Below are 20127 nucleotides of genomic sequence, written 5' to 3' on the forward strand. Positions count from 1 at the left end.
TTACTCTCTAAGTATTTCCTTTACTACTTCCCTCTCATCAAAATGAATGGTTTTATCCTCTAGTATTATGTATGTTTCATGCCCTTTGCCGGCAAGCAAAATAACATCATCTGCCTTTGCATTTAAAAGGGCATACCTTATCGCCTCACGTCTGTCTATAATTTTTATATATTCAGCATTTGTGTCTTTTATGCCTTTTTCTATATCTTCAATTATCTTTTCCGGATTCTCTGTCCTCGGGTTGTCAGAAGTAATTATCGTAAAATCTGCAAGTTCACCTGAAATCCTTCCCATATCAGCTCTTTTGCTCCTGTCCCTGTCCCCTCCGCACCCAAAGACACATACCACCCTGCCTTTGGCATACTCTTTTATGGTTGTAAGGATATTTTCTAAGCTATCAGGGGTATGGGCGTAGTCAATGATAACTGTATAATCCTTGTTTATATTTACCACTTCAGCCCGCCCCGGAACTACAACTTTCTTTAAACCTTCCTTTATGTATTCAAAGGGAACTCCAATAAGGGCACAGCTTCCTATGGCAGCTAATGCATTATATACGCTGAATTTTCCAGGTATATTTACCTCCACATCCCCTGTAAACCATGGGGTAATAACTTTAAAACTTACCCTGTCAGGGTGCTTTATAATATCAACAGCCTTTATATCCGCATCATTGTCAATTCCTATGGTATAAACTTCACACTCTGCCCTTTTTAAAACCTCTTTTCCATATTCATTATCTATATTAACAAGACCTTTTTTACACATTTCAAACAATTTAACTTTTGCATTTAAGTAATTTTCATAAGTTTCATGAAAATCCAAATGGTCCTTTGAGAGATTTGTAAAAACACCTATATCAAAATCACTTAATGCCACCCTATAAAGCTCTAATGCATGGGATGACACTTCCATCACCACACTCTTAACATCCTTTTGAACCATTTCATCAAAAAGCTGCTGTAAATCGCTGCTTTCCGGTGTGGTCCTGTCTGCCGGGAGAGTCTCTTCCCCTATTTTGTTGGATATCGTCCCAATAAGTCCGGTTTTGTGCCCGTAAACATCAAGAATTGACTTTACCATATATGTGCTGGTTGTCTTTCCCTTTGTTCCGGTAATTCCAATTAAATTAAACTTCTTTGAAGGGTGATTATAAAAATTTGCCGCTACATGAGCCAGCCCGTATCTTGTGTCCCTTACCCTTACCACAGTAGTACCTTCCGGCACCTCTATATCCTTTTGAACCAAAAAGGCCTTTGTCCCATTTTCCAGTGCCTGGGGCACAAATTTGTGCCCGTCGGTTTTAAACCCGTCTATACAGACAAATAAAGAACCTTCCTTAGCCTTCCTGGAATCATAAACAATATCTTTAATTTCAATATCAGTATCCCCTATTATCCCTGCAATATCCAATCCTTTAACAATATCTTTCAGTAGCATAAAATCCTCCAATACTCATTAGTATAATGTTTATTGTTTTATGTGATATCAATGGTAAATTTTATACGTTTAAAGCATTTTAGTGGGTATCAAGAATTATGAAATCAACTGCTATTATTTCACCTTCCTGTACCTCTTCTCCAGGTTCAACACTCTGGCTTATGGCAGAACCAATTCCGTTTATTTTTATATTAAGCCCCATATCTCTTAATGTCCTTGTGGCCTCTTCTACAGTTTTGTTGGTCAGGTCAGGCACCTTCACCATTTTTTTGGTTTCAGGTTTGTAAGTATAAACTATAACCGTTGACTGCTTTGATATAACAGCTCCAGGCTTTGGAGTCTGCTCTTTTACCACAATGTCTCCGCTGCTGTTGTCCCCTTCAATCCTGTAATCTAAACCATATTCCCTGAGTATCAGCTTTGCTTCATTTAAAGTTTTATCCCTGATGTCCGGTACAAATACTTCCTCTGCCATCATTTGCTCATCTTTTTCTGTATATCTTCTCTCTATATTTAAGTAGTCCAAAGTATCCTCTATAATTCTTCCTGCCACAGGAGCAGCTATCTGACCTCCATAATAGGAATGACCTGTAGGATGGTTTAGTGCAACCAAAACAGATATAACCGGATTATCTGCCGGTGCAAATGCTGCAAAGGACGCTATATAAACCCCTTCTTCAAGAGTTTCTGAAGTTCCTGTTTTCCCGGCAACCCTGTAGCCCCTTACATAGGCGTTTCTTCCGGTACCTTCTGAAACAACACCTTCTAAAAGTTCCCTCATTGCACTGGAAGTTTCTTTGGAAATAACCTGTCTTATAACTTCAGGCTCAAATTTTTCCACTATATTCCCTTCACTGTCCCTCAGCTCTTTAACAAGCCTTGGTCTCATAAGATTTCCCCCATTGGCAATGGCACAATATGCATTAACCAAATGAACAGGTGTTATTGTAAATCTTTGACCAAAGGTTGTAGTTGCCATATTTATCAAAGTAGGATTTTTATGAATATTACTTTCCCCTTCGTAGGGCAGTGGAACTCCTGTCTTATCATAAAACCCGAAGCTTCTTACATACTCATAAAAAGTTGAAATACCTAGCTTTTCCCCTATCCTTACAAAGGAGGGGTTGCAGGAGTTATACACAGCTTCCCTTAAAGTCTGTTCCCCATGGGGGGGAGTTCTCCAGCACCTTATTGTATGTCCCTGCACCTCAATAGGACTATCATTTGTAATATCATCAAGGCTTATAATCCCCTCTTCAAGACCTGCTGCCACTGTAATTGCTTTAAATGTGGAACCCGGCTCATAAGTGTCAACCAATCCCCTGTTTCTCCAAACAGTCTCCTGAAGTTTTTCAATATCTTCACTGGTGGTTCCGTCCCATGTTTCCGGATCTTCACCTGGCGGGCACGCCCTGGGGTTATTAGGGTTATAGTCCGGCTTTGAAACCATAGCAAGTATATCCCCGTTTCTAGGGTCCATTACAATAACTATACCACCCTTTAGCACTTTATTATCATCTATTGCCCTTTCCAATTCCCTTGTGGCAATATACTGTATGTCTTTATCTATGGTTAGTACCACATCCAGACCGTCTTGAGGTTCGATGCGCTTCTCCTCGTAAAAAGGTGTCTGCCTTCCCCTGGCATCCACTTCACTTAGTATCTTTCCCGGTACCCCTTTTAAGTATTTATCCATTACCCTTTCTATACCGTCAAGTCCTTGGTTGTCATATCCTACAAAACCCAATATATGGGATGCCAGGTTATTGTGGGGATAAACCCTTTTAGAATCTTCATCTATATAAATACCTTTTATATTATTTTCACTTCTAAACTGCCTAACTTTATTTCCAACCTCTTTGCTGACATGCCTTTTTATCTCCTGGTATCTGTTGTTTTTATTCATCTTCTCTAAAACATCTTCTTTATCCATTTCCAAAATCAAAGCAAGATTTTCTGCAATGAATTCCCGCTCTTTTTTATCTTTTGGCAAATCCTGGGGGTTTACAGCTATCCTTTCAGCACTTGAACTAACTGCAAGTTTATTGCCATTTCTATCATAAATAGTCCCTCTTTTGGGGGTTATTTCCCTATTGCTGTTTTGCTGCTGGAAAGCCATTTCCTGAAGTTCTTCCCCCCGAACCATTTGAATCCAACCCACTCTAAATAAAAGCCCCAATATAAAAAGAGAAAAAGCTACCATTAAAAATAATAGCCTCTTCTTCATCATTAATGTAGCACCATTCACCAAAGCCCCTCCTTTAGTAAGTATGCAAAAACAAGCTTAGTGTATAAAACTGCTTACACTCTTTATTTTTCCCACCAAGGTGTCCAGCACTCCAGGATTTTCTTTATTTTGATTTTCATCATCTAAAACCACCGTAGAGTCATCCCTTGGTATACTTATATATGTAATCTGATGCCTGTCAGGCTCCTGCATTCCCAGCTTTGTTTTTGCAACTTCCCTTATATTGTTTAAATCAATACTGTTTTTTATATCAAGTTCTATGTTCTTGTTTTCTTCCCTAATTTCATTATATTCAACAATTTGCTGATTTATAATATAATTTAATTCAGTAATTTTAGCATACCTGTAAGCTACAAAACCCGCTAAAGTGGATATAAACAGTAAAACCAATACATACTTAATCTTTACTTTATTATTGTTCCTCTGTTTTTTCTTGGATTTTAGCACCTTATTTTCTTTGTAAACGTCATATTCAAGCTTTCTTGCTGCTGTTCCGTGTATATACTGTTTATTATCTAACATTTTATTCACCTTCCTGAAGGTTATAACACTTTAAAGTATAAAATTACCAACAGACAATAAATCCAGGGGTTTGGCTTTTCTTTTTAAAAAAGCACTTCCCCCGGAACAAAACAACTTAAGCTCTTTTTTAGCTTTACTATCTTCCTTTAATGAAAATTTGTCTTTTGTAAAGTGTCTTTTTTCCTTTTCTTTTGTTTTTTAATACTTCTTCTTTTGTTTTCCTAAAATATTTTTCCTTTGTCTTTTAAAAACTTTCTTCTTTTGTAATTTACCATTTGCTTTTCTTTTGTAGTTTTATAATTTTTTCTTTTGTTGTTTTTTTAATTTTTCTTTTGTTTTATTTCCACCCTCAGAAAAAACTTTCTAAGGATTATATACTATATTTTTTCAACCACTCTCAATTTTGAACTTCTTGCCCTTGGGTTTTTCTCAATCTCCTCCTTTGATGGTATGATGGTCTTTTTCCCTATAATTTTTACCAAAGGCTTTTTCCCGCATATACATACCGGAAATTCCGGAGGGCATGTACATGGTTTTGCTCTGTTATAAAAAGTGTTTTTAACTATCCTGTCCTCTAGTGAATGGAAGGATATAATGCAAAATCTTCCCCCCGGCTTTAATAGTTCTATTCCATCACTAACTGCCTTTTCAAGTACTCCTAATTCATCATTTACTGCTATTCTTAAAGCCTGGAAAGTGCGCTTTGCAGGGTGGGGTCCTTCCCTCCTTGCCCCTTTTGGTATTGCAGCCTTAATAATATCTACCAGCTCGCCTGTACTTTCAATTGGCTTCTTTTCCCTTGCATCAACAATAAATTCTGCAATTCTTTTAGCCCATCTTTCTTCGCCGTAATTTTGTATTATTTCACTTAGCTGCTCTTTGCTGTACTCATTTACCAATATCTTTGCTGTCAGCCTTCCCCTTCTGTCCATCCTCATATCCAAAGGGGCATCTTTTTTATAACTAAATCCCCTTTCCCCCTCATCCAATTGATGGGAGGAGACCCCAAGGTCTAGAAGTATCCCGTCCACACCTTGAATGTTGTTTTCAAAGCAAACATCTTTTATATTTTTAAAATTTGTATTTACAAGTATAATTCCTGCCTGTCCACCTGCACTTTTAAGCCTTATTTCAGAAGTTTTTACAGCAAATTCATCCTGGTCTAACCCAATTAAAATTCCCTTGCTATTTAGCCTCTTATATATCTCTAAAGAGTGTCCCGCACCCCCTATAGTCCCATCTATATAAATCCCGTCAGGCTTAATATTAAGTTTTTCTATAACTTCTTTCAGCAATACAGGGCTGTGATGAAACTCCATCAAACTATTCCTTTCAAAAATTCTTTTTTAAATTCCCAGCATAGACATTTTTTCTGCAATGCTTTCAGGACTAATATTGTCATCTCCACAGTATCTCTCCCATTCAGCCTTGTCCCATATTTCAACCCTGGTGGACACTCCTATTATATATACATCCTTTTCCAATTTTGCATGCTGCCTTAAATTGTTAGGTATTAGTATTCTACCCTGTTTATCCAATTCACATTCAGTAGCTCCTGCAAAAAAGAATCTTACAAAAGCTCTTACATCTTTATCGGTGAAAGGAAGTGATCTTAGTTTTGCTTCAAGTTCTCCCCACTCTTTTGATGAATACGCAAACAAACAGTTATCAAGACCTTTGGTTAGAATAAAACTTTCCCCAAGTCCGTCCCTAAACTTAGATGGTATGATAACCCGGCCTTTTGCGTCAACTGAGTGTTGGTATTCACCATAAAACAACTATTTCACCTCACATCTTGTCACATTCCACCACTTCACTCCACTTCTCACCACTTATAATTTAATTTTAGTCTATAAACGCATAATAATCAAGAGGAAATTTAAAATTTTTTCTAAAAAAAATAAAAGATAGGACTTCTGTCCTACCTTTTTTGAAGATGTTTACTAGTATTTTTAGTTTTTGTTTTTACAGCCGGCACCTGATATTTTGTGTCTGCCGCCTAGCTGTTCATCATAATACTTTGCAATGAGTAAATCCAATTGCACACTCATTTCATATATCTTTGCATAATCGTCTTCACAGTCAATCATGCTGTTTAACTTATCCTGCAGCAGTCTAATCTCACTTTGGACCATTTTAACACCACCATTATCTTTTGTAGAAAATATTTAATTCTTAGTATTTCAACAAACCCTTAGTTTTTTTGACACAAATAGTGTTTTTTTATTAACTAGTGGCTTGCTTTCCTTTTAATTATAGAAATTTACCAGCAGCATGTCAATATTGATAAAAAATTGTAACACTGCTGTAACATTATCTGCTAACAACTCCATATTTTTTACGTCTTATTATAAAAATTACACCAAATACGACAACAAACGATATTGCAAGTAATTGGGACACTCTGAAAGGCCCTATGTAAAGACTGTCTATTCTCAAACCCTCTATCCAAAATCTCCCTGCTCCATAGAGAATCATATACAGGAAAAACAATTCTCCTTTTACTTTGTATTTCTTTCTATACCACATAAGAAACAAAAAAGCTGCAAAACTCCACAAAGATTCATATAAAAAAGTTGGATGGACAGGCAAATCAGGATCCATACCAGGAATGCCTGACAGCTCTATCCTTCTTTTTATAATTTCACTTGTCATTCCCCAGGGTAAATTTGTATTAGTACCAAAAGCCTCATTGTTAGTAAAATTTCCCCATCTCCCAATCGCCTGAGCCAGCAGGAAATACGGACCTCCCAGATCTAAAAGATTTAAAAAATCCACTTTTTTTATCTTACAGTATATGTATGAAGACAATACTGCACCAATCAGCCCTCCGTATATAGCCAACCCGCCTGTCCTGATATTTATTATTTTTAGTATATCCCCTCCAAATTCATCCCAGTTAAATATAACATAAAAAAGCCTTGCCCCTATTATTCCTGAGGGTGCCCCCAAAAGCACAATATCTAAAATCTGCTCTTCCTTTATTCCAAACCTTTCCCGGTTTCTCATTCCCAAAAAAACAGCTGTAACAAATGCTATAGAAATAATTATTCCATACCACAAAACTTCTATACCAAATATTTCAAAGGCCACCCTGTTAACCGGTATTTTTAAATCCCATAAATTAGGAAATCTTACATAATTCATTTTTGTCCTCCTGTTAACTCTATTTCTACTCTTTTGTATCTATTGGTAGCATTTTTTAATTTATGAAATAGGTTTTATTACAGAAACAGCTAATCTCTCTTTATTAAAATGTTCTCTAAATACCTTTTCCACATAGTCAAAAGTTATTTGGTCATATACATTCAAATAATCAAAAATATTTACTTCTTTAAAATACACAGACATAAACATATGTGCTATCCTGTCAACAGAGTTCAGCTGCCTTATAAATCTTCCCCTCATTGCCTTTTTAATGCGCTGATAATCTTTTTCATCAATACCTTTTTTGCATAAATCTTCTATCTTAGAAATAACTTTTTCTTTAACCAAAAGAGGATCTTTTGATTCCCCTCCAAAAGATGAAAAAGCATAATTTTCTTCAATGCTGTAGTCAAAATCAAATGTGTTGTTAATAAGACCTTCATTATAAAGCTCTGTGTATAAATCCGAACTTCTTCCTAAAATAATTTCAAGAAGAATTTTTACTGCAATTTCCCTGTTTAAGCAGTTAATTCCCTTAGATTCAAAATTAACATCTTTAAAACCCATTAGAAAGAGAGGCATTGCAACGGCAAGTTTTTGTTCTTTGTAATGTTTATTAATTTCATCAGGCTCTTTGGGAAAAATCCTTTCAATCTCAATATCCTTTTCACTTTTAAATATATTTTCTTCCACCATCTGAAAAACCTTTTCAACTTCTACGTCCCCAACTACAACAATTACCATGTTTGACGGGTGATAGAAGGTATTATAGCACTTATATAAAATTTCCCTGTCTATTTTGGATATGCTTTCAATGGTTCCTGCTATATCAATTTTTACAGGATTTTCTTTATAAAATGCATCTAAAAGATTAAAAAACACCCTCCAGTCAGGATTATCTTCATACATTCTTATTTCCTGGCCAATAATGGCTTTTTCTTTTTCCACACTTTCTTCGGTAATATACGGGTTTTGCACATAGTCCAATAAAAGATTGAAATTTTCAAAAAACTTATCTATGCATGAAAAAAGATAAACCGTCTGGGAAAAGCTGGTGTATGCATTGGGATTAGAGCCAAGCTTTGAAAATTTATCCATAACACTTCCGTCCTTTTGTTCGAAAAGCTTGTGTTCTAAAAAATGAGCTATCCCGTCAGGTACTTTTACTCTTTCCCCGTTTACCACAAACTCACTGTTAATGGAACCGTAATGAGTACCAAAAGCGGCAAATTTTTTAGAATATCCCTTTTTAGGTATTACAAAGACTTTAAGCCCGCTTTTATGCTGATAAAGATACATTGTTTCATCTATTTTATCATAATTTATTGTCTTTATTTCCACGGATAAATCCTCCTTTTAATTTAAAATTTTTTGTGTTTAAATTTCCTTCTCATTGTTTGTAATAAAATAAATTGTATCAAGTTTTACCTTTAATGCAATATCAGCCACCTCTTTTATTGATGCATTTTTTACCTTCTCAATAACCATATCCGGAGTATCTTCTGATTTTGTAATATACTGACTTAAGTAAAAATCAACTAATTGAAGCTGGCTGTCTTTAATGGATTTTATACCTGTTTCAATGCTTTTTTGTGCCGCTTCATATTCATATTCTGTAATATTCCCTTTTGCTATATCTTCTAACTGTTTATTTATTATTTCAATTGTCTTATCTTTATTTTCAATTTCAATACCGCTGCTTATAACCATAAGCCCTTTAAATTTTTCAAGGCGAGAAAAAACATAATAAGCAAGACCTTCTTTCTCCCTTACATTTTGAAATAGTTTTGAGTGCACTCCCCCGCCTAATATGCTGTTATATAAAATTAATTTATAATACTCTTCATCATTTGGGTAAGTATTTGTTCTAAACCCTAGTGAGAGTTTTCCTTGATTTACATCAAAAGTTTCTGTTACATTTTTTACCTTGTCCACTGCAATTTCTATTTCTGCTTCCTTTATGTCTATTACTTCTTCCCTGTCTATTTTAAACAAGTTATCTTTAATATAGTCTATATCTTCAGGTTTTAAATCCCCTGATACAAAAACATACATAGGAAGGGTTTTTATAAATTTTAAATAGTGTTCATATAAGTCTTTGCAATTTATTGATTCTAAATTTTCCAAGCTTCCATAGTCATATATTCCAAAGGGCTCACCTTTACAAACCTCTTCTAAGCACCTTTCTACAGCATAGTGCATTTTATTGTTTACCCGACCTTTAATTAACTCTTTCATTTTCTCTGTTTCCTGGGCAACATATTCATTTTTAAAACATCCGTCTTCTAAAACAGGTTCTGTTATAATTTCCATCAAAAAGTCAAAAGCCTTTTTAGTTATATCAATATTCTCACTGATGTATTTATCTGAAATATACTCTATATAAAACTGAATTATCTGATTCTCCCCTTTTTTTGTCACTCCGCAGTCAAATGAAGTCCCGTATAGCTCATCTAAATAAAGGGAAATATCCCGGATGGAAGGATATTTAGTACATCCTCTTCTTAAAACTGCAGGAATCAACGCATTTTTTGATGCATTTGCATTTGTTAAATTATCGTGGAAAAAAATATTTATTGAATTGGTTTTAAACTTATTTGTTGGTATCCAAAATAGGGTTATTCCATTAAAAGATGCTATCTTTTTAGCCTGGCTGTCTTTAAACATTAAATTAATCCTCCCTTTTATTCTATGTATTTTTCTTGCATTTATAATAAATTCCCTTATTATCTATTCTCCCAAAAACACTGTAATATAACAATATTTTTTTTGAAAAAATATCTTTTTAAAATTTTTTTAAAATTATTTATCATAAATAAAAAAGTTTTATATTGAAATAATAGTAGTAATGGAGGGATTTTATGAATCAGATAAGGTATTATAGAAAATACCCGCGGACACATGAAAAATCAAGTGCAGAAGATAATAGCCATGAATTTAACTTAAATCTTCCAAGCGTATTGGGAATTCTTGCATTTACGCTGATCCAAGGTATGTTTTTAGGATACATGCTAAAAAAAAGTTTTGATTAATTTTAAATTAGTTGGGGCAATCTCCCCAACTAAGCTTTTATAGGGTGTTTTTTAAGACTCTTTAAAACGTACTATTCTTGGCATAATTCCTAATTTATCTATCATTAAGTTATAATCACTTTCCTTTAAATCATCCCATTTCTTTTTAAGATTACTTAATATTATTGCCTCTACCACATTAGTACCAAAAGACCTTCCACCCCAGTTAGGTGTGGTTGTAACAAGGGTATCAACACCTAAACTTTTAAGAAGGCTTACATCTTTAGATGTCACTGTGTTTGTAATAATTATTTTCCCCTCTAAGGATTTTGGCATATATTTTTTTATATAGTGAAAATCCCCTGCTATTATATCTGCATTTTCATAATACTTTTTAAATTTTTCATGGTTATTTTCACTTTGCTTGCTTCCTGTAGGATACAGTATTTTAAAAGGCAGTTTTGATATAAGAGGTATAAAAATTTTAAGGAGTACCTTAAAAACCTCTATTTTTTTTATAGTCATAGGTATACCTAATGCAAAAATCAAATCCCCTATTAAAACATTACAATCATTTTCTATAAAAGCTTCTGTCATCCTGAACCTGTCTGTAGCACATGTTACCAATACTTTTTTGTCTTTAAGGGGGATTATATTATTATCCCTCAGGTAATTTATAACCCTGTATTCAAGCGTATTTTTAACCCCGCTTCCATCGCATATAGGCGTAATTTTGGGTGCATTAATTATTGGAATAGCCTCTTTTATTACATGTTTTTTGTTGGTAACCCCGGTAAGATATAAATCTATTCCTCCTACACCAAATGCATCAACTTTTCCATCTAATTCCTTTATTATGGAAATTGCTTTTTCTATATCCCCGTCCGTTCCAATTCTTTGGATGTGATGCTTCTCCCCTAAAATGTCAATCTCTACACTCTCATCACGAAGTGAAGAACCGATACTTACACTTACAATTCTCTTCATGTACAATATTCACTCCTAAAATATTTCCTGGCCTTTAATAAATCTTTTTTCATTTCTATAATAAGCTCTTCTATAGTGCTAAACTTTTTCTCATTTCTGATTTTTTCAATAAAAAAGACCTCTATTTCTTTGCCATAAATATCCTTATTAAAATCCATTATAAAAGTTTCTACACTTATATAGCTATTTCCTCCAAAAGTAGGATTATTCCCCACGTTAGTTACACTAGGATAAATACAGTCTTCAATTTTTACTTTAGTTATGTACACTCCCTTTTTAGGAAAAACCAGATAGCTCTTAGGACTTATATTTGCTGTGGGAAAACCTAAAGTCCTTCCTATTCCCTTTCCTCTTTCCACCTGCCCTTTTATGGAATAATGTCTTCCTAAATGCAAGAAAGCCTTATGCATATCCCCTTTTTTTATGTACTTTCTTATATTGGTGCTGCTTACTATTTCATCCTCTAGTTTGACAGGTGGTATAACTATTACTTTAAAACCATGTCTTTTTCCAAGTTCCTTTAAAAGATTTATATCCCCCTCACCCTTATAGCCAAACCTGTAGTCGTAGCCTGCCACCGCAAGCTTCATTTTTAGCTTTTTTACAAGAATACCTTCTACAAAATCCTCAGGCTTGATTCTTGAATATTTCTCGTCAAATTTTTCAAAATATACATAATCAAGTCCTCTTTTGCTTAAAATCTCTATCTTTTTTTCCAATGTGGTTATTAAGGGTGTAAAAAGCTTTTTCCTGATTATATTCTCCGGATGCTTCACAAATGTATACACCACAGATTCTAAGGAATGCAAATCTGATTCATTTATCAATGTATCTATAAGTGCCATATGTCCTAAATGTAAACCGTCAAAGTTCCCCAAACCTACTCCTGTGGGTTTTTTAAAACTGTAATCTGAAGTTGAAGCATATATTGTTTTCATACTTTCATCCCTAACTTATATCATATAAACATTTTTCTTGACTTTAGTAAAATATCTTCGTTAAATTTAATCACTTGGCCAAATGCCAAAAATTTGCCATCCCATCCATAAACCCTTAGGTTTTTCTTTTTTTTGAATTCATCACTTATTTTTATCTTTGCACCGTTTGTAAATTTCTTTGTATCCTTTAAATTCAGCACTATTTTATCATAATCCTTAAATATTTCATCCACCGGGATTATTTTTTCCTGCAGGGTGCCTTGGGCAGCCAGCTCCCTTATTTCTTCCAAAGTCAGTGTAGTGGAAAGGTCAAAAACCCCGGCTTTCTTTCTAAGCAGGAAGGACATATGCCCTCCGCAGCCTAATTTGTTCCCTATATCATCGCAAAGAGTCCTGATATAAGTCCCCTTTGAACACTCTACATCAAAAATAACTGAATCTTTTTTTATTTGTATAATGTCAATAGAATAAATTTCCACTTCTCTGGGCTTTCTGTCTATAACCTTTCCTTCCCTTGCAATGTCGTATAGTTTTTTCCCATTAACCTTTATGGCAGAATACATAGGAGGTACCTGGCTGTATTTTCCAACAAAAGACATTATAGCCCTTTCTATTTCATCTTTTGAAACATCAACAGGGCTTTCTTTTATTATTTTACCTGTTGCATCCTGGGTATCAGTGGAAATACCCAATTTAAGCCCAGCCCTGTAAATTTTGTCCTTATCTATTAAAAATTCAACAGCCTTAGTAGCCTTGCCCAAACAAACAGGAAGAACCCCTGCAGCACAAGGATCCAGTGTCCCGGTGTGCCCTACCTTTTTTATTTTAAGTATTCTTCTTAAATATGCAACCACATCAAAGGAAGTCATGCCAGTTGGCTTTAGTACATTAATTACACCGTTCATTATAAAACTTCCCTTATCTCCTTTAAAAGTATTTGTTTTATATCTTCCATATTTCCCTCTATTGTACACCCGGCAGCATTTTTATGCCCGCCTCCACCAAGTTTATTTGCTATTATGGATACATCAACATACTTTTTAGACCTTAAGTTTATTTTATAACTTTCATTTTCCTTCTCTCTAACAAGAACTGCAACTTCCACACCTTTTATATTTCTTCCAATATTTACAATGCCGTCGCAGTCCTCTTCCTTTGCATCTGCATCTTTTATCATACTTTCCGTAACCGTTATAAAAGCTACTTTTCCATTTTCTAATATTTCCAAAGTTTGTACAGCCATTCCTGTAAGTTTTGTCTTAGATAAAGACACCGTTTCAAATAAAAGCTGTGAAACTTCCGCCACATCAACACCATTATTTATTAAATCTGATATTATCTGGTGAGTAATTGATGTGGTATTGCTGTATCTGAATCCACCTGTATCTGTTGCTATAGCAACATAAATACAGGTAGATATTTCTTTAGTTAATGGAATTCCCATCATTTTTATAAACTGGTATATTATTTCCCCTGTAGCCGACGAACTGGTTTGAACATAATTCAAATCGGCAAACTCGGTATTTGTCATATGATGGTCTATATTAATGGTATAAGATGCAGCATTAAAAATGTCAATTCGCTTTCCAAGGCGGCCGGTATCCCCTGTATCCAATGCCAGTACAAGGTCGTAGTTTTCTTTTTCACCTTGGTAAACTTTTGTAAATTCTATGCCAGGCAAAAACCCATAGCTTGAAGGAATTTCCTCTTCAATGTAAATTACCGGTTCAATTCCCAGCTCCTTTACTGCATATGCAAGGGCAATACTTGAACCAAGTGCATCCCCGTCTATAGACACATGGGGCAGGATGGCAAGGGTTTTTACTTCTTTTATCTTTGAAATAATGATATTTTTAGTCATCATTACAACTCCCCAATCCTTTCAAATTACTAACAAAGTTAAATATCTTAATCACTTTCTTTTTTTTCTTTTATATCTTCTATCAATTTAGAAATCCTGGCACCATATTCAATGGAATCATCAATTTCAAAAATAATTTCCGGTGAATAACGTATTTGAAGCCTGCTTCCTATCTCCCGTCTTATAAAACCTGCTGCACTTTCTAAACCCTTAAACACTTCTTTTTTTTCTTCTTCATCTGCCATAATGCTGACAAACACCTTTGCATAGCGCAAATCTTTTGTTACCTTTACATGGGTGACACTAATAAGCTTTGAAAGCCTTGGGTCTTTAAGTTCAGTGTGTATAATATTGCTAATTTCCCTCTTTATCCCTTCTGAAATCCGCATAGTTCTGTCCATTACAAACACTCCTAAAAGTAATTTTCTTTTTTATTCTCTGACTTCTTCCATAACGTAGGCTTCAATAACGTCCCCTACCTTTATATCATTGTATTTTTCTAAAGACAGTCCGCATTCATAGCCCTGGACAACTTCCTTTACATCATCTTTAAACCTTTTTAAGGAAGCAAGTTTTCCTTCATGGACAACAATGCCGTTTCTTAGTACCCTTACACCGCTATTTCTAATGATTTTCCCGTCAAGTACATATCCACCGCCAATGGTACCAACACCGGAAGCTTTAAACAGCTGTCTTATTTCAACATGACCGGTAATAACTTCTCTGTAAGTAGGGTCAAGCAATCCCTTCATAGCTGCCTCAACATCTTCTATTGCATCGTAAATAACTGTATAAAGCCTTATATCCACTCCGGCATCTTTTGCAATTTCTGTTACATTCCCTGCAGTTCCCACATTAAAACCAATTATAATTGCATTTGATACTTGTGCTAATGTTACGTCTGACTCAGTGACCGCTCCTACTCCTCCATGGATTATCTTAATTCCTACTTCCTCATTTGAAAGTTTTTCTAAGGACTGTTTAATAGCTTCAACAGAGCCCTGCACATCTGCTTTTACAATTATATTCAGTTCTTTTACTTCACCTGCTTTAATCCTCTCAAATAAATCATCCAGTGAAACTTTAACAGTAGGATTTAACATTTGTTCCCTAAGCTTTTGTTTTCTCTTTTCAACAAGCTGCTTTGCAATTTTTTCATCAGTTATTGCATAAAAGGTTTCTCCTGCCTCCGGTACTTCCGGAAGTCCGAGTATTTCTACAGGTGTTGACGGACCGGCTTCCATTATTCTCTGACCCTTATCATCTGTCATTGCCCTTATCCTGCCAACCAATGTCCCTGTAACAATTGAATCCCCATGATGCAGCGTTCCCCTTTGAACTAACATGGTGGCTATAGGTCCCCTGTCCTTATCAAGTTTTGCCTCAATTACAGTTCCTTTTGCCTGTCTATTTGGGTTTGCCTTTAGTTCAAGCATATCTGCAACTAAAAGTACCATTTCAAGTAAATAGTCTATATTTATTCTCTTTTTAGCTGAAACCTCTACACAAATGGTGTCTCCACCCCATTCTTCAATAAGCAGTCCATGTTCAGCCAATTCCTGTTTCACCCTGTCAGGATTAGCCTCAGGTCTGTCTATCTTGTTGATTGCTACAATTATTGAAACATTTGCCGCCTTAGCATGGTTAATTGCTTCTATGGTCTGAGGCATAACACCATCGTCAGCTGCAACCACAAGTATTGCTACGTCAGTTACCTGGGCACCCCTTGCTCTCATAGCTGTAAAAGCTTCGTGCCCTGGTGTATCAAGAAAAGTTATATTTCTATTATTAATATTAACTGTATATGCACCAATATGCTGAGTGATTCCACCTGCTTCTTTCTCGGTAACATTTGTCTCTTTAATTGCATCCAATAATGAAGTTTTACCATGGTCAACATGCCCCATCACAACAACAACAGGAGGTCTTGGTACCAATTCATCTTCATTATCGTCTTCAGAATCATCAAACAGTATATCTTCTTCAGTTATAACAACTTCTTTTTCAGCAGTAATGCCATATTCATCTGCTATTATTGCAGCAGTATCAAAATCTATTTCCTGATTCACCGTTGCCATTACACCTAATTTCATCAAGCGCTTAATTACATCGGCAGATGTTTTTTTGATGGCTTCTGCAAACTCTTTAACTGTCATTGTCTCGCCCAGCTTCACAGATGTAAGAACAGCTTTTGGCGGAACCTGGTTTTCTTTCTTGTCTTTTTTATTGTCTTTCTTTGCTTTTTTAGGTTTCTTTACCTTTTCGTCATAAAACTCGTCTAAAATTTCATCATCAGACAAAACTCCTGCCACCTCTTTTTTGGCAGCAAAAATATTTTTATTTGGCTTGTTTTTGGTTTTATAGGCTTTTTTGGTCTTGCTAATATCCCTTCTGCCTTCCCTGCCTTCTTTAAAATCCCGTCTTTCCCCACGTTGACGGGTGTCTGATTGTTCTTTTTGTATAGATTTCAAATCAGCTTTTGACATCTCTTGAGCCTTCTTTGCCTCCTTACTGGAAGTTTTGTCTTTTACAATTGTCTCTTTGGTTTCTTTACCTTTATCTTCTTTTGCCACTTTTGCAGCGGGCTTTGTATCTTTTGCATCTTTTTTGCTTTCATCTTTAATTTTAGAGTCAGCCTTATGACTTTCGCTTTCCTTACTGCCCTTTTGCTCTTTAACTTTCTCTGTCTTTTTGCTGCTTTTTTTGCTTTCTTTGGATTTTTTATCAGCAGCCTCCTGTTTTTTATCTTCACTTTCTTCTGCTTTTTTTGACTTATTCTTTTGTTTTTCTTCATTAGGGGCTTCAACGGGTTTAACAGTATCCAATTGCTTTTCCCTGCTCTGTTCCCCTTGTTTTAAATCTTTGTCAGAAACAGCAGTATCGTTCTTCTTTTCACTTACCACAGCGTCTTTAACCTCATTTTCAGTCTTTTTCTTTTCAGCTTCCTTTTCCTTCTCAGAAGTTTTTGTAACAGGTCTTTTGGGCTCAAGTTTTGTCTCCCTTACAAGTCCTGGTCTTAAACCTGATGTAGATGTAGCCACTTTAACATATGGAGCTTTTTTATGCTTATCTTTTCCATCTTTTTTCTGTCCCTTGTCTCCGGACTTATTCAAATCTTCTTCAGAATCTAAATTTATCTCTACTTTTCGTATTATTCTAGGCGCTTTTTTGGCTTCCTTTTTCAGCTCTTCCTTTAACTCCTCATCAATTATAGGTATTGGCTTCTTATTGGTGGCTTGAGCTTCTTCTTTTTCCTCATCATGTCTTATAACCCCGATATAGTCATATAGAGAATCTATTTCATCACTTTCTAGAAGACTCATATGGTTTTTAACAACTATGTTTATTTCAGATAGTTTTTCAATCAGCCTTTTACTGGTGGTATTCAGCTCTTTGGCAATTTCATAAACTCTTTTTCTTGTCAATATCTTCACCCCCGCAAGCATTATTTTCATCGTCTATCATTTTCAAAAGATTATTGGAAAACCCTTTGTCCAATATGGCCACCACCGAAGTTATTCCTTTGCCAATAAATTTTCCCAATAATTCTTTTGTCCCAAATATTCTCATTTCCACTCTCCTGTGAAAACAAGCATTTTCATACTTCTTTTTTGTGTTAAATGAAGCATCTTCTGCCACGACAATTAATTTAACTTTGCCGCTCTTTAAAAGTCTTTCGCATGTTTCATCACCTGAAACCAATTTGTTAGCTTTCCTTGCAAGCCCCATAAAAGAATATATCCTATTTGTCATTTTCCGTCCCCAATTCTTTTTTTAATGCTTCATATATTTCACTTTCAATAGAAGTTTCAAATGCTCTTTCAAATCCTTTACTCTTCCTTGCCTTTTCAAAACACTCAATGTCTTTACAAATATAGGCTCCTCTGCCAGGCTTCTTGCCAACAAAGTCAATGGATATTTCATTTTCTTTGTTCTTTACCACCCTGATTAACTCTTTTTTAGGTTTCATTTCCTGACATCCTATACACATTCTCATTGGAATCCTTTTTTTCTTCATAGAGTATCACTTCCTAAACTTACATGTTCATTTTCACCAGTAAAAGGTCAGAAAATTCAAACCTTTTTTATACACTTAAACAATGTTCTCATCTAAATCCCTCTCTGAAGTCCCTTCTTCAGAAATTTCATCACCGGCTTCTACATCTTCTTTAGGAATTTCTTCCCCGATGTCTCCTTCTAAACCTTCTTCAGGAACCTCTTCCCCGGCGCCCCCTTTTAAATTTTCTTCTAGAACTTCTTCCCCGCCGTCCCTTTCTGAATATTCATCTCCTGCACTTTCACTGTTAATATTAAAGAGCTTTTGCTCAATATCTGCCCTAAGCTGGGATTCACTCTTAATATCAATTTTCCAGCCGGTTAGTTTGGCAGCAAGCCTTGCATTTTGACCTTCTTTTCCTATTGCTAAGGACAGCTGAAAGTCCGGTACCGTTACTTTTGCACTTTTCTCCTCTTCATTCACATCCACCCTTATGACCTTTGCAGGACTTAAGCTGCTTGAAATATATTCCTTCGGGTCACTGCTCCAGTTTATTATGTCTATCTTCTCCCCCCTAAGCTCATCAACAATAGCCTGGACCCTTGTGCCTTTTTGCCCTACACAAGCCCCTACAGGGTCAACATTATCGTCCCTTGAATACACTGCTACTTTTGTCCTGGAGCCTGGTTCCCTTGAAATGCTTTTAAGTTCAACTATTCCTTCGTATATTTCAGGCACTTCAAGTTCAAACAATCTTTTTACAAGCCCCGGGTGGGTTCTGGATACCATAATCTGAGGACCTTTGGTTGTCTTTTTAACTTCTATTATATACGTTTTTATCCTGTCATTAAACTTATACTCCTCACCAGGTACCTGCTCTGACGGCGCTAATATTGCTTCGGCTCTTCCTAAATCTATAATTACATTTCTTCTCTCTGTCCTTTGGACAATTCCTGTAACTATTTCCCCTTCCTTATTGGCAAATTCGTCGAAAATAATTCCCCTTTCAGCCTCTCTTATACGTTGCACAACAACCTGCTTGGCTGTCTGGGCTGCTATCCTTCCAAATTTCCTTGGAGTTACTTCTATCTCTACAACATCATCTTCTTCAAAGTCAGGATTTATTTTTTTAGCTTCCTCAATTGAGATATCAAAATTAATATTCTTTGGACTTTGGGTTACTTTTTTTAATGCAAATACTTTAAATTCCCCACTGTCCCGGTCAATTAAAACCCTGACGTTCTGGGAAGAACCAAAATTTCTTTTATATGCTGATATAAGAGCTGCTTCTATAGCTTCAATTAATGTTTCTTTATCAATTCCTTTTTCTTTCTCTAATTGTTCTAATGCATGAATTAAATCCGCACTCATTTTAGAACCTCCTCGCCTTATTTCATATGACAACTAAAATATTATCGTTCTCTTTACCAATGAAACTTCTTCTCTTTCAAATTCCATTGTTTCCCCGCTGTCTAGATTTATAACTATTTTATTATCTATCAAACCAATTAGTTCACCTACATATTTCTTTTTGCCATTAATTGCCTTGAACAGCTTTACCTCAACTAACTCCCCTTTAAATCTTTCAAAATCAGAGTCTTTTTTTAACGGCCTTTCAAGCCCTGGTGAAGAAACCTCTAAAAAATAACTTTGAGGTATCGGGTCCTCTTTGTCAAGTAAATCGCTTACTTCTTCACTCACCACTTTACAATCATCAATGGTTATCCCACCTGGTTTATCTATGTAAATTCTCAAGTACCAATTGGGTCCTTCCTTTACATATTCAACGTCTACCAATTCAAATAAGTGCTTTTTTACCACAGGCTCCGCTAAATTAGTGGCAATTTCTACTATTTTCCTTTTAGACATATCTACCTCCATATAAAGCTCATTTAAAATCAAACACCCAAGGGTTCAAAATAATACGAAAGAGTGGGTTCTTCCCCACTCTTTGCCCTTGTGCTACTACCTATTAT

Annotated in this window: 20 protein-coding genes; 1 reads left to right on the forward strand and 19 read right to left on the reverse strand. The window is 35.3% G+C overall.

Going from position 1 to position 20127, the window contains the following annotated elements; translation table 11 throughout:
- From HVS_RS10450 to yfmF, 9 genes are all read right to left on the reverse strand, one after another.
- Nucleotides 1-1440 carry a UDP-N-acetylmuramoyl-L-alanyl-D-glutamate--2,6-diaminopimelate ligase gene (locus HVS_RS10450; RefSeq protein ID WP_101302070.1) on the reverse strand — a complete coding sequence of 480 codons (1440 nt, stop codon included), beginning with the start codon at nucleotides 1438-1440 and terminating at the stop codon, nucleotides 1-3.
- A 79-nt stretch (nucleotides 1441-1519) separates the two neighbouring features.
- Nucleotides 1520-3688, reverse strand: a complete 2169-nt coding sequence (locus HVS_RS10455; RefSeq protein WP_101302073.1) for a PASTA domain-containing penicillin-binding protein — start codon at nucleotides 3686-3688, stop codon at nucleotides 1520-1522.
- Between the two features lie 36 nt (nucleotides 3689-3724).
- On the reverse strand, nucleotides 3725-4210 hold the full coding sequence (locus tag HVS_RS10460; RefSeq protein ID WP_101302075.1) for a cell division protein FtsL: 486 nt from the start codon (nucleotides 4208-4210) through the stop codon (nucleotides 3725-3727).
- 377 nt (nucleotides 4211-4587) lie between these two features.
- Nucleotides 4588-5529, reverse strand: a complete 942-nt coding sequence (rsmH, locus tag HVS_RS10465; RefSeq protein ID WP_101302078.1) for a 16S rRNA (cytosine(1402)-N(4))-methyltransferase RsmH — start codon at nucleotides 5527-5529, stop codon at nucleotides 4588-4590.
- 27 nt (nucleotides 5530-5556) lie between these two features.
- Nucleotides 5557-5988 carry a division/cell wall cluster transcriptional repressor MraZ gene (gene mraZ, locus HVS_RS10470; protein WP_101302080.1) on the reverse strand — a complete coding sequence of 144 codons (432 nt, stop codon included), beginning with the start codon at nucleotides 5986-5988 and terminating at the stop codon, nucleotides 5557-5559.
- A 174-nt stretch (nucleotides 5989-6162) separates the two neighbouring features.
- Nucleotides 6163-6345: a Spo0E family sporulation regulatory protein-aspartic acid phosphatase gene (locus HVS_RS10475; protein WP_101302082.1), complete on the reverse strand. Its 183-nt coding sequence runs from the start codon at nucleotides 6343-6345 to the stop codon at nucleotides 6163-6165.
- A 178-nt stretch (nucleotides 6346-6523) separates the two neighbouring features.
- Nucleotides 6524-7357, reverse strand: coding sequence for a prolipoprotein diacylglyceryl transferase (lgt, locus tag HVS_RS10480; protein WP_101302085.1), 834 nt, complete (start codon nucleotides 7355-7357; stop codon nucleotides 6524-6526).
- A gap of 60 nt (nucleotides 7358-7417) precedes the next feature.
- On the reverse strand, nucleotides 7418-8698 hold the full coding sequence (yfmH, locus tag HVS_RS10485) for an EF-P 5-aminopentanol modification-associated protein YfmH (protein WP_412779132.1): 1281 nt from the start codon (nucleotides 8696-8698) through the stop codon (nucleotides 7418-7420).
- A 36-nt stretch (nucleotides 8699-8734) separates the two neighbouring features.
- Nucleotides 8735-10024 (reverse strand): EF-P 5-aminopentanol modification-associated protein YfmF, encoded by a 1290-nt coding sequence (gene yfmF / locus HVS_RS10490; protein ID WP_423230868.1) that lies wholly within the window; start codon nucleotides 10022-10024, stop codon nucleotides 8735-8737.
- Nucleotides 10025-10218: 194 nt separating this feature from the next.
- Between yfmF and HVS_RS16705 the strand changes: the two genes are divergently transcribed.
- Nucleotides 10219-10389: a hypothetical protein gene (locus HVS_RS16705; protein ID WP_169926542.1), complete on the forward strand. Its 171-nt coding sequence runs from the start codon at nucleotides 10219-10221 to the stop codon at nucleotides 10387-10389.
- Between the two features lie 51 nt (nucleotides 10390-10440).
- On the opposite strand, the gene HVS_RS10495 is transcribed toward HVS_RS16705, so the two are convergent.
- From HVS_RS10495 to rimP, 10 genes are all read right to left on the reverse strand, one after another.
- Complete coding sequence (locus HVS_RS10495; protein ID WP_101302089.1) at nucleotides 10441-11355, reverse strand: quinate 5-dehydrogenase; 915 nt, start codon at nucleotides 11353-11355, stop codon at nucleotides 10441-10443.
- Nucleotides 11352-12293: a bifunctional riboflavin kinase/FAD synthetase gene (locus HVS_RS10500; protein ID WP_101302092.1), complete on the reverse strand. Its 942-nt coding sequence runs from the start codon at nucleotides 12291-12293 to the stop codon at nucleotides 11352-11354. The genes HVS_RS10495 and HVS_RS10500 overlap by 4 nt, the downstream gene beginning before the upstream one ends.
- A 20-nt stretch (nucleotides 12294-12313) precedes the next feature.
- Nucleotides 12314-13198 carry a tRNA pseudouridine(55) synthase TruB gene (truB, locus tag HVS_RS10505; protein ID WP_101304233.1) on the reverse strand — a complete coding sequence of 295 codons (885 nt, stop codon included), beginning with the start codon at nucleotides 13196-13198 and terminating at the stop codon, nucleotides 12314-12316.
- Nucleotides 13198-14154 carry a DHH family phosphoesterase gene (locus HVS_RS10510; RefSeq protein WP_101302094.1) on the reverse strand — a complete coding sequence of 319 codons (957 nt, stop codon included), beginning with the start codon at nucleotides 14152-14154 and terminating at the stop codon, nucleotides 13198-13200. Before HVS_RS10510 ends, truB begins: the two co-directional genes overlap by 1 nt.
- Before the next feature lie 47 nt (nucleotides 14155-14201).
- The gene (gene rbfA, locus HVS_RS10515) at nucleotides 14202-14555 is read right to left on the reverse strand and encodes a 30S ribosome-binding factor RbfA (RefSeq protein WP_101302096.1); all 354 of its coding nucleotides are present in this window, start codon (nucleotides 14553-14555) and stop codon (nucleotides 14202-14204) included.
- A 30-nt stretch (nucleotides 14556-14585) separates the two neighbouring features.
- A complete protein-coding gene (infB, locus tag HVS_RS10520) occupies nucleotides 14586-17579 on the reverse strand; it encodes a translation initiation factor IF-2 (protein ID WP_242971547.1) in 2994 nt (997 codons plus the stop codon).
- Nucleotides 17557-17907, reverse strand: coding sequence for a L7Ae/L30e/S12e/Gadd45 family ribosomal protein (locus HVS_RS10525; protein WP_101302098.1), 351 nt, complete (start codon nucleotides 17905-17907; stop codon nucleotides 17557-17559). Before HVS_RS10525 ends, infB begins: the two co-directional genes overlap by 23 nt.
- Nucleotides 17897-18172 (reverse strand): RNase P modulator RnpM, encoded by a 276-nt coding sequence (gene rnpM / locus HVS_RS10530; protein ID WP_101302100.1) that lies wholly within the window; start codon nucleotides 18170-18172, stop codon nucleotides 17897-17899. Before rnpM ends, HVS_RS10525 begins: the two co-directional genes overlap by 11 nt.
- A 75-nt stretch (nucleotides 18173-18247) precedes the next feature.
- Nucleotides 18248-19522, reverse strand: coding sequence for a transcription termination factor NusA (gene nusA / locus HVS_RS10535; RefSeq protein WP_101302103.1), 1275 nt, complete (start codon nucleotides 19520-19522; stop codon nucleotides 18248-18250).
- A 33-nt stretch (nucleotides 19523-19555) separates the two neighbouring features.
- Nucleotides 19556-20020, reverse strand: coding sequence for a ribosome maturation factor RimP (gene rimP, locus HVS_RS10540; protein WP_101302106.1), 465 nt, complete (start codon nucleotides 20018-20020; stop codon nucleotides 19556-19558).
- Nucleotides 20021-20127: the final 107 nt, after the last annotated feature.

The organism is Acetivibrio saccincola, assembly GCF_002844395.1.
Classification (GTDB): Bacteria; Bacillota; Clostridia; order Acetivibrionales; family Acetivibrionaceae; genus Herbivorax; species Herbivorax saccincola.